The following is a 10,566-nucleotide window of genomic DNA, read 5'->3' as shown; positions in this document are numbered from 1 at the left end:
AAACCCGTCAACGCCATCGCCCCGGCCCGCGTTATTTCCTCATGCAGCACATAATGTACTGCAGCAGATTAACTCACCAGAACAGGATCTATCATGAAAACAATCATTGCCGCTTTCCTCGTTACTTCCTGCGCAATCGGCAGCGCCTTCGCTCAAACGCCGGTAAAAATTGCACCACCTGCCGTTGCCGTCAGTGCTGCCGCCACAGCCTCAGCCACTCATACCGCGGCCAGCAATGCGGCAGCCACTGCCAGCACTGCTAAAGTCGTCACCCCGGGTGAGAAAAGCAAGATCAAACACCATATGGGCGTCAAAGCCGATGCGGCAAGTAAAGTGGATGCCGCCGCCGCCGCAGCAGCAAAATAAATTCTACGTGCTGCACAATGTATAAAAAAAATCGCCGGTTACATACCGGCGATTTTTTATTGTAATTTCTCCATATAAATAATGCGTGGACAGGCATTGGTCCGACTGCTTTGCGGACACCAGTAAGAAATATGGATAGCCCAATGTCGGCAGGAAATTTCGATCAGATCAGCAGTTTTTCCCATTCCCATATTGCAAGTCGATTCCAGCGCTGCACTAATCGACTTACCTTCAAAATAGCCATAGCTGCTCAAACGGCTGATCGCTTGTGCGGCCCGCGACGGTGTCAGGGTACCGGGGCGTACCCGCAGCAAGCCTGTACTGGAATGCAGCTGCATTTCCAGCTCGGGCGGCGCACAACTCCAGCGGCCTTGATCGCGCCCGCATTGCGCCACCCAGTACAGCGGCTGACCCTGCCATTGCGTATGCGGGCGGCAACTGACGTCAGCAAAATTCGCTACTTCCGCGTGTGGTAACAAGGCGTACGCCGTGATCTCGGCCGCTGCCACACCGAATTGACTGCCGCACACACTTTGTTCCAAGTTGGCACGTTCGGCACGGCTCAGCGCGACGGCATAGCTGTCAGCGGCGGCAGCGGGCAGGATGGTGCCGCCCAGCGCAGCGAGACAGAAAAAAATGTATCTTTGTATGGTCTTGACAAGCATGGCGGTGGGCGCAACGATCAGATGCAGGCGGGTAATGTCAGCTATTTTACGCTGAGCGAGCACGCTACTGACAACTGCTCAGTGTATTGGTGCTGACAACAGCCTTATGCGTATGGCATTATTCTGTCTGAATTGATTAAATTCACAATATGATGACGGCATCGCGCCGTCACACCTGAAGCGGCTTTCAAGGGGGCGACCCGCACGTCAAACACATAGCGTTGGCCCGACTGTGTACTGCTGCCACCGAATGGGCTAGGGAAGCGCGGTGTCAAGAAGTCCTCATATAACCAAGGAAACGGCTGTCATGAAACCAGTCATCACCAGCCTGTTAGAAACTGACTTATACAAATTCACCATGTGGCAGGCTTTGCTGCATAGTCATCCTGACAGCCAGACCGAATACCGCTTCGTTTGCCGCAATACGCCAGCCTATCCATTGGCCGATTTACAGGCCGAGGTAGAACGCGAACTCGATCATCTGTGCACACTGCAACTGACTGAAGCTGAACTCGATTATTTACGTTCGCTGCGCTATATTAAAAGTGATTTCACCGACTTTTTGGCACTGTTCCACTTTCAAAGAAAATTCATTCGCGTCAGCAGCCACGGTGACGAACTCGAAATCGTCGCGACCGGGCCGCAGGTCCATGTGATGGGCTTTGAAATTTATGTCTTGCGTATAGTTAACGAATTGTATTTCCGTCGTTTGCAGACAGCTGCCACGCTGGTAGAGGCACGCCGCCGTCTGGCCGATAAAATCACGGCAGTACGCGTCTTCGCGCAAGAACCGCCACGCCTGCACCCGTTCGAATTTTTTGATTTCGGCCTGCGCCGCAGTTTTTCCGCTGCCTGGCAGGAGGAAGTGGTGGCCAGTCTGGCTAAAAACTTGCCGCAATTCTTCAAGGGCACCTCGAACGTTTGGCTGGCAAAAAAATACCAACTCGTTCCCATCGGTACGATGGCGCACGAATACCTGCAATCGTATCAATCCTTCGGTGTACGTTTGCGCGACTTTCAAACCGCCGCACTCGAAGGCTGGGTGCACGAATACCGCGGTGATCTTGGCACCGCGCTGACCGATGTGGTTGGCATGGATGCTTTTTTAGCCGATTTCGATTTGTATTTCGCGAAACTCTTCGATGGTCTGCGCCATGATTCGGGTGATCCGGTGATTTGGGGAGAAAAGGCTTTGGCCCATTATGCGCAATTACGCATTGATGCCCATACCAAGCGCCTGGTATTTTCCGACGGCCTCGATTTACCGCGCGCCTTCGCACTGTATCGGCATTTTGCCGACCGCAGCATGACCGGATTCGGCATCGGCACCAATCTGAGCAATGACACCGGCCTCGAAGCGCTCAATATCGTCATGAAACTGACGGTATGCAATGGCCAGCCGGTCGCCAAACTATCCGATTCACCCGGCAAGACACTGTGCACCGACCAAACCTTCCTCGCTTATCTGCGCCAAGTCTTTGGTCACAAGCTGTGAGCCGCGCGCCAAGGCATGCAACTGCGCGTGCAAGGCATCGTCCCAATTAACTGGCTGCTGTTGTTTGGCGCGCAGATAGTGCTCGCAAAATACCTCCAGATAGGCCGCCAGCGTGTGCGCAGCATGGCTGTCGCCGGCCAGATGCAAACACAGTGCCGCCACCTCTGAGGTACACAAATGCTCATCACAACGTGAGCGGCGCAGGCGATAGCGCGACAACTGTTCCGGGGTCAGGCTGAGCACTGGGAAGGGCAGCAGGTAAGGACTTTTTTTAAAAATTTTCCGCGCCTCCGGCCAAGTGGCATCGAGCAGAATGAACAAGGGCCGCTTAGCCACAGCCTTAGCCGTCGCCTCAGGCGACGGCGGCAGCAAAGTGCTGACCACGCGTTCCGGGGCGACAAATTCACCGGGAAACACCACATACGGTTGCCACTGCGGATCGGCCAATACGGCCAGCAAGGCGGGGTCGACCTCGGTGCGCGCCCAACCGAAGGCCATGGTATCGGGTACGACGTCGGCGATCAGCCAGCCGGTATTGCTGGGTTTGAGTGTTTCATGTTCCGCCATCAGCAGGCACACGCCGGCGCGCGTTGCGACGATAGGCCGCAGCGCGCACAGACAATGGCTCAGTATCAAGCGGCAGCCGCTGCAGCGCTCACCATGCGGGCCACCACGCGCCAGAAATGGTCGGGTACTGCGCAACAGGCGCGCACTGCGCAAGCGTGACACGGCATGGGGCGGAAGCTTGGTGGGTGTGGAGATCATAGGCATCGTTATGCTTGCTCAGACGGTAGCGCTATGCAGCCGCGCGATAAAATTGGCCAGAATGGGGTTGTCATTGTCGTTACGAAAAGCATACAGCTGTATCACCGGACGCGCCGGCACGGTAAGAATTTCACGGAATACTACACCTTCAAAACGCAGCGTTGCCGCAGCGGCTGGAATGGCTGCCACGCCTAAGCCGGCACGTACCAAAGCGAGCATGGTGTGGATCTGGCTCACATATTCAACCACGTCCGGCAGTACCGCCGATTTTTCAAACAAGCCTTGCAACAGCAGATGAAAATATTTCGCTTCATAGGGCGAGTACATCAGCAAGGGTTTGCGGTCGAAGTCGGCGATGGTCGGTTGTAAGGGCCAGTCATCTTGCATCTGCTCCGGAATCGCCAGCACCAAGGTTTCGGCCGAACACGGCAGCGTTTCCAGCTCGCCTTGATCAACTGGTGGGCGTAACAAACCCAAATCGATTTGGCGGGCATCGAGCGCTTCGAGCTGGGCACTGCTGACCATTTCTTTGAGCGTCAAATGCACGGTCGGCGCCATGTCGCGCAATTGCTTGACCAAGGCAGGCAAGAAACCATAGCCAACTGAAGCGGTAAAACCGATAGCCAGCGTACCGGAGTCGCCTTTAGCGATGCGTCTGGCCGTCGCTACGGCCTCATTGGCTAAGCGTAAAATTCGCTGGGCATCGGGCAGAAAACTGCGGCCGGCCGCCGTCAAACGCACTGAACGGCTGTTTCTTTCTAATAGCAAGGTGCCGACCTGATGCTCAAGCAAACGAATTTGCCGACTTAAGGGCGGTTGCGTCATGTTCAAACGCACAGCGGCGCGACCGAAGTGTAATTCTTCGGCGGCAGAAACAAAGCAGCGTAATTGACTGAGTTCGAACATCGATTCAAAAATTGTATTAATTAAGTTGTTTGTTATTCTGTACTTGAATCGCTGAGAATGCAACAATTGCCTTGCAACGGAATACGTACGGCCGGTCGGCATTACCGACTGCGCATGCCTGTGTGGGTGTGGCCGGAACCGATCTGTGTGATGTTCACAAATATAAAAAAATTACGCACAACAGCGTAAAACAATATCGAGACAAGTATGAACACAATTACTGCCGCAGCCAGCCCTGCGCTACCAGCTACGCCGGCCAGTCGCGTCAGATACCTGATTCTGGCCATGCTCTTCCTCGTCACCGCCTTCAACTATGCCGACCGCGCGACCTTGTCGATTACCGGTTCGGCCATGCAAAAAGAATTCGGTCTCGAAGCGTCTTCCCTGGGCTTCATCTTCTCCGCGTTTGCCTGGGCCTATGTGGCGGCACAAATTCCCGGTGGTTGGTTACTCGATAAATTCGGCACGCGCCTGGTGTATGCCGCCAGCATCGCGTTGTGGTCGCTGTTTACCTTATTGCAGGGCATTCCCGGTTTTGTGCTCGGTGGTTCGGCCATCGTCACCTTCTTTGTCTTGCGCGCCGCGGTCGGGATTGCTGAAGCCCCCTCGTTTCCCGGTAACAGCCGCTTGGTCACTGCTTGGTTTCCCAGCGCCGAACGCGGCTTGGCATCAGCGGTATTCAATTCTGCCCAGTATTTTTCCACCGTCTTGTTTGCCCCGTTGATGGCTTGGATCGCCCACTCATACGGCTGGCGCGATGTTTACTATGTCATGGGCGCGAGCGGTTTGCTGCTGGCCCTGCTCTGGCTCAAAGTGATTTACGAACCGCGCCGCCACCCGCGCATCAATGCCGCCGAATTAGCGCACATCGAAGGTGATGCAGCGGCGGCTGCCGGCGTGCCGGCGCAGGTATCGAGCATTCGCTATTTACCGCAATTACTGCGCAATCGCATGTTGATGGGTATTTATTTCGGGCAGTACTTCATTACCACGCTGACGTATTTTTTCCTGACTTGGTTTCCCGTGTATTTGGTGCAAGCGCGCGGCATGAGCATTTTAAAAGCCGGTTTCGTCGCTGCCCTGCCGGCCGTGGCGGGTTTCGCCGGAGGTATCTTGGGGGGCTGGTTGTCTGATCGTATGATCAAACGCGGCTATTCCCTCACGGCCGCCCGAAAAACCCCGATTGTGTGCGGTATGCTCTTATCGACCAGCATCATCTTGTGTAATTACGTCGATACGCACACCCTGGTCATCGCCGTCATGGCACTGGCATTTTTCGGCAAAGGCGTCGGTGCCTTGGGTTGGGCGGTGGTTGCCGATACCTCGCCGAAAGAAGTCGGGGGCTTAAGTGGTGCCTTGTTCAACACCTTTGGCAATACTGCCGGCATCACAACACCGATCGTTATCGGCTTCATCGTGCAAGCCACCGGTTCCTTCTCTTGGGCGTTGGTATTTGTCGGTGCCAATGCGCTGGCGGCGATCGTTTGTTACTTGCTCGTCGTCGGTGAAATAAAACGCGCCCACATCGTGCTGAACTAAAAAATGCGGCGCAGATGTAAGCCGCTCTTCCTTCACGGTTTTTTTAAAATTTTTGATTGAGTTTGCCATGACCAAGTCTGCCTCTCCCGTCATTACTTCCTTACGTGTCGTCCCCGTCGCCGGTCAAGACAGTATGTTGCTTAATCTGAGCGGTGCGCATGCGCCTTACTTCACGCGCAATATCTTGATATTGCAAGACAGTGCCGGTCATACCGGTGTTGGCGAAGTACCGGGCGGCGAAGCGATACGCCAAACCTTGGAAGATGCCGCGCCATTGTTAATCGGTCAAAGCCTGGGGCAATGGCAGAGTGTGCTCAATCAAGTTCGCCAAGCTTTTGCCGACCGCGATGGTGCCGGGCGCGGATTGCAAACCTTCGACTTGCGCGTCACCATCCATGCCGTCACGGCCTTGGAATCGGCCTTGTTGGATTTAATGGGACAATTACTCGGCGTGCCGGTTGCCGCCTTGTTAGGCGAAGGTCAGCAACGCGACAGCGTCGCCATGCTCGGCTACTTGTTTTACATCGGCGACGCCGACCGCACAGACTTACCGTATCGGCGTGAGCGCGATGCCGACGATGCCTGGCTGCGCTTGCGCAATGAAGTCGCGCTGACTCCGGAAGCAATTGTGCGCTTGGCCGAAGCGGCCCATGCACGCTATGGCTTTCAAGATTTTAAACTGAAAGGTGGCGTGCTCGACGGTGATGCGGAAATCGCTGCCGTCACGGCATTGGCCGAACGTTTTCCCGAAGCGCGTATCACCCTCGACCCTAACGGTGCCTGGTCATTGGCCGAAGCGATACGGCTGTGTAAAGATAAGGGCCATATTCTGGCCTATGCAGAAGACCCCTGCGGTGCCGAAAACGGCTATTCAGGGCGCGAAGTGATGGCTGAATTCCGCCGCGCCACCGGCCTGCCAACCGCCACCAATATGATCGCCACCGATTGGCGTCAAATGGGCCATGCGATTCAATTGGGCTCGGTCGACATCCCGCTGGCCGATCCGCATTTTTGGACCATGCGCGGCTCAGTACGGGTGGCACAAATGTGTGCCGAGTGGGGCCTGACTTGGGGTTCGCATTCGAATAATCATTTCGATATTTCCTTGGCCATGTTCACTCACGTTGCCGCCGCCGCGCCCGGTAACATCACCGCCATTGACACCCACTGGATTTGGCAAGATGGCCAAGCCCTGAGCAAACAGCCTTTGCAAATCGTCGGTGGAAAAATCGCGGTGCCACAAACGCCGGGCTTAGGGGTGGAAGTAGACTACGATGCCCTCGAAGCCGCGCACCAACTGTATTTACAACATGGTTTGGGCAGCCGCGATGATGCGACAGCGATGCAATACCTGATCAAAGATTGGAAATTTGATCCGAAACGGCCGTGCTTGCAGCGTTGAGGCGCACCCCGACTCAGGGATTACACGGCAGCGCTGCCATAACGCCGGAACAACGCAGCGCGCCGCGCCGGATCGATATTGATACGGTTCAGATCGCCTTGGGCCCACTCCAACACGCGCGGGTCCATGATGGCGAACCAGAGCGCGGGAAACAGCGCGACTAAGAACATCCCGAAATATCCCTGCGGTAATTGCGGTACAGAGTCATAGTCGCGCAAAACTTGATAGGGCAAATTCGGATGGGCGTGGTGGTCCGAGTGTCTTTGTAAATGCACGAGCAAGAGATTGGAAATTTTAAAATTACTGTTCCAAGAATGCTGCGGCTCGCAACGTTGATAGCGCCCGTTGGCATCTTGCGCACGCAATAAACCGTAGTGCTCGATGTAATTGGCCGAAGTCAGCTGCCACCAGCCGAAAGCCGCAGCGATCAGCAGAAACGGCAGCACCAACACACCCCAGAACAGTGTCAGTAAGGCATACACGGCCAGCGTAAAGCCCCATTGCTGCAAAATTTCATTGTGCCATGACCAACTGCGTTTGCCGCCGCGTTGCAGGCGTGTGGCTTCCAATATCCAGCCGCGGCGCAAGGTGCCGGGGATTTCGCGCGCCGCGAAACGATAAATCGATTCCCCCATGCGTGACGAAGCCGGGTCTGCCGGCGTGGCCACATCTTTGTGGTGGCCCTTGTTATGCTCGACCATGAAGTGGCCGTAGCCGCAACAGGCTAACACCAGCTTGGCGGCCAGAACTTGTTGACGATCCATCAGCTTATGACCGAGCTCATGCCCGATGGCGATACCGACGCCATTGATCAAACCCGCGCTCAGCGCCGCCCCCAACAGGGCCGGCCAAGACCAAGCCCAATGCGTCACCGTGTAGGCCATGCCGATCAGCGCCACCCAGTGCAAGGCCGTGGCACAGTATAAGACATGTACGAAATAGCGATCCTGTTTCAATTCCGCGACTTCTGCCTCCGATGGATTGGCGTGGTCACGCCCAAAACACTGATCCAACAGGGGTAAGACAAAATACGTGATCGGCACCACCGACCACAGCCAAGCCCCTTGCTGGAAGTGTACGGCCAAAGCCGCCGAGCCCAGCGGTAACAGGGCCAACAGCAGTGAACTCAGATACCAGTAGCGCTTATGCTTGATCCACTTGCGTTCGAGCGCGTCGGCCCAGTAGTGCGGGTTGAAACTTGTCATGTTGGTCTCCGTGATGGTGGTCTGGCTGTATGTGCGCATCGCCAGTGTGTTTATTGTCAGCCTTTTATTGGCGCAAAAGTGATATAAACTGGCACTGGTTTTATCGATAAATGCTCATTTTTTGGATCTCACATGCAAGTCTGGGAACAAGTCAGCAAACTTCTGGGTGTCGTGCCGGTGATATCGGGTGTGCTTGCCATCGGTAGCGCTGGCGCGTCGTCCTTGCGGGCCGAACGGTATTTTTTTCAAGCCACGCAACGCCAGATTCCCGCTTTGCCGGCCATGGTCTTGCTATCCCATTTAGGTGGTGCACGAGCGCACGAAGGACTGTCCGAGGCGTCGCAGTTCGATTCGATTCCCAGCTTCTCCGCTGCCATGGCGGCGAATTGTGCGACCGAGTGGCGCTTCGACGGTGCGATTGATGTCGCGGTGTTTTACTTTTGTGAACCGCTCAGTGGCGACGCCATCCGCTTGCAAACCCTGCTCAGCAGCATGCCGGGCTTGGTCCCCTTCAACGATGGCTTGGTCAGTGCGCTGGCGCGGCAGATTGTCGATGAATTAAGCCAAGAGCGCACCGATGCCGCCTATTTGGCAAGGCTGGCTGCCCTCATGGTAGAACAAGCTTGTCGCGCGCTGGAAGGATTACGCAGTGCCGCCATCCGCCCGCCCAATCTGCAATTAGGACGTTTGGAAGTGGTACTCGGGTGGATGCAAGCAAACTTGGCCGCCAGCTTGTCGATGGCCGAATTAGCGCAGCGCGCCGGCATCAGTACTTCGCATTTCCGTCGCTTGTTCCTACAAGCGATGGGCAGCACGCCGCATCGCTATATTTTACGCTTGCGCTTGCAACGCGCCGCCGAGCTGCTGACACAGACTGACCTGGCCATCGAAAGGATCGCGCAAGACTGTGGCTTTGGGAATCAGAGCCACCTGACCGCGAGCTTTAAAGCGGCTTACGGGGTGACGCCGGCGCGGATGAAGAAAAAAGCCAAGTTATCGCAATTTTCGCAGGGGTTTTGATGAACTGCCAGGGAAACGCAAATTTAATCCAAGCGGTTTGCCCGCCGCCATTGAGGCGCACTGCTGCGTTGCCTCCTCATTGGCAACGGCCCATTCCACTGCGATTAACTCTGCGCTTCCTTGGTTTTACGTGAATGAGACCCGATTGCTTGCGCATGTGTCTTATGGGCTTCTACATAAGAGCGCAGCACGGCATTGATGCGGGACTGATAGCGTTTACCGCCGTGCTTGAAAAAATCGAGCACTTCCGCATCAATACGCAAGGTGATTTGCTGCTTCGTGTGCGGCAACTCCGCGGCTGCTTTCATCCAAACCGCATCAGGCAGAAACGCTGCATCGCTGTAGTCGATCTGCGCATCAGGCATTGACGCCACGGCATCGAGTCTGGCTTTTTTCTCGGGGCTTAAGCGCGGCAGCTTTTTCAGGTCAAGAGTGCGTTTCACGATATTTCTTTCTTTCATCGGCATTGGCTTTCCTCGCAGAGATAAGGCGTATGGTTTCCGCGTGTCGAACGGTATAGACCACATACAGGACTGCCGAGTAAGCCAGTCCAATCGTGACCCATCGGTCTTCCCCATAGTCCTCGCGCCCGTCGTAGACTTCTATCCGTCGGGTATCGTAAAAAACCAGCTCGGCATCCTCGAACGAAATACCATGCTTATTCAGGTTGCGTGCCGCCTTATCGGCATTCCATTCAAGTTTCATCAAAAATCTGACGGACAGTTTGCAAGCCTGAACTTGGGGCCGGTGAGTGACGGAGACGCGACGCGCTGGGATGCAAAGCTTTTCAGCAGACTTTTCCACCGTCGGACCAGACGGGCTATTGAGTTGTTACGCTTTCATTGTAGCTTCTAATTGTAGTTACTTAAAGAAAAATTCGTCAACGGCTGATAGCAAGTGTGTTGCTGCGCTCAATGTTATGCGCCTGCTCCCTTGCTTTTTGGACTGGCTCGCGCCATGCCAGCTTCTCTTGCTTGTTAAACAGCGTTGAGAACTTCTACACGTCGTTTCCGTGCCATATTTTGGTATGATCATGCTGAAATATGGCACATGATAGCCGACGCCCTGTTCTCCCCTTCGCTGCAGAAAATACTGGCCTTGTTGTTCGTCCGGGTTGATGATGCTTTTTACCGGAATTGAGCGAAAAGCCCCGTCTCTTCAGGTCGGGGATGGATAGCTCGGAAGGCGAAGCCTTCCTTGCCT

Annotated in this window: 11 protein-coding genes; 5 read left to right on the top strand and 6 right to left on the bottom strand. The window is 55.2% G+C overall.

The window, feature by feature from the left end; all coding sequences use genetic code 11:
* The first annotated feature begins 93 nt into the window (after window positions 1-93).
* Window positions 94-366, top strand: a complete 273-nt coding sequence (locus tag QN359_RS18670; protein WP_322250181.1) for a hypothetical protein — start codon at window positions 94-96, stop codon at window positions 364-366.
* Between the two features lie 56 nt (window positions 367-422).
* Here QN359_RS18670 and QN359_RS18665 read toward each other — a convergent pair whose 3' ends face one another.
* Window positions 423-1,031: a hypothetical protein gene (locus QN359_RS18665; RefSeq protein WP_322250180.1), complete on the bottom strand. Its 609-nt coding sequence runs from the start codon at window positions 1,029-1,031 to the stop codon at window positions 423-425.
* A gap of 307 nt (window positions 1,032-1,338) precedes the next feature.
* Between QN359_RS18665 and pncB the strand changes: the two genes are divergently transcribed.
* On the top strand, window positions 1,339-2,526 hold the full coding sequence (pncB, locus tag QN359_RS18660) for a nicotinate phosphoribosyltransferase (RefSeq protein ID WP_322250179.1): 1,188 nt from the start codon (window positions 1,339-1,341) through the stop codon (window positions 2,524-2,526).
* On the opposite strand, the gene QN359_RS18655 is transcribed toward pncB, so the two are convergent.
* Window positions 2,452-3,291 carry a tRNA-uridine aminocarboxypropyltransferase gene (locus QN359_RS18655; protein ID WP_322250178.1) on the bottom strand — a complete coding sequence of 280 codons (840 nt, stop codon included), beginning with the start codon at window positions 3,289-3,291 and terminating at the stop codon, window positions 2,452-2,454. The genes pncB and QN359_RS18655 overlap by 75 nt on opposite strands.
* An 18-nt stretch (window positions 3,292-3,309) precedes the next feature.
* Window positions 3,310-4,197 carry a LysR substrate-binding domain-containing protein gene (locus tag QN359_RS18650; RefSeq protein ID WP_322250177.1) on the bottom strand — a complete coding sequence of 296 codons (888 nt, stop codon included), beginning with the start codon at window positions 4,195-4,197 and terminating at the stop codon, window positions 3,310-3,312.
* A gap of 207 nt (window positions 4,198-4,404) precedes the next feature.
* Here QN359_RS18650 and QN359_RS18645 point away from each other — a divergent pair, with 207 nt between their 5' ends.
* Entirely contained in the window at window positions 4,405-5,736 is a 1,332-nt protein-coding gene (locus QN359_RS18645; protein ID WP_322250176.1) for an MFS transporter, read from the top strand.
* 67 nt (window positions 5,737-5,803) lie between these two features.
* Window positions 5,804-7,138 carry a glucarate dehydratase gene (gene gudD / locus QN359_RS18640; protein ID WP_322250175.1) on the top strand — a complete coding sequence of 445 codons (1,335 nt, stop codon included), beginning with the start codon at window positions 5,804-5,806 and terminating at the stop codon, window positions 7,136-7,138.
* 20 nt (window positions 7,139-7,158) lie between these two features.
* On the opposite strand, the gene QN359_RS18635 is transcribed toward gudD, so the two are convergent.
* On the bottom strand, window positions 7,159-8,343 hold the full coding sequence (locus QN359_RS18635; RefSeq protein WP_322250174.1) for an alkane 1-monooxygenase: 1,185 nt from the start codon (window positions 8,341-8,343) through the stop codon (window positions 7,159-7,161).
* A gap of 132 nt (window positions 8,344-8,475) precedes the next feature.
* On the opposite strand from QN359_RS18635, the gene QN359_RS18630 reads away from it, so the two are divergent.
* The gene (locus QN359_RS18630) at window positions 8,476-9,363 is read left to right on the top strand and encodes a helix-turn-helix domain-containing protein (protein ID WP_322250173.1); all 888 of its coding nucleotides are present in this window, start codon (window positions 8,476-8,478) and stop codon (window positions 9,361-9,363) included.
* Window positions 9,364-9,467: 104 nt separating this feature from the next.
* Here QN359_RS18630 and QN359_RS18625 read toward each other — a convergent pair whose 3' ends face one another.
* Window positions 9,468-9,830 (bottom strand): BrnA antitoxin family protein, encoded by a 363-nt coding sequence (locus QN359_RS18625; RefSeq protein ID WP_322250172.1) that lies wholly within the window; start codon window positions 9,828-9,830, stop codon window positions 9,468-9,470.
* Window positions 9,790-10,068, bottom strand: a complete 279-nt coding sequence (locus QN359_RS18620; protein WP_322250171.1) for a BrnT family toxin — start codon at window positions 10,066-10,068, stop codon at window positions 9,790-9,792. The genes QN359_RS18625 and QN359_RS18620 overlap by 41 nt, the downstream gene beginning before the upstream one ends.
* Window positions 10,069-10,566 lie beyond the last annotated feature (498 nt).

Source organism: Undibacterium sp. 5I2 (assembly GCF_035019605.1).
Classification (GTDB): domain Bacteria; phylum Pseudomonadota; class Gammaproteobacteria; order Burkholderiales; family Burkholderiaceae_D; genus Undibacterium.
This window is presented reverse-complemented; position numbering and strand designations above follow the sequence as displayed.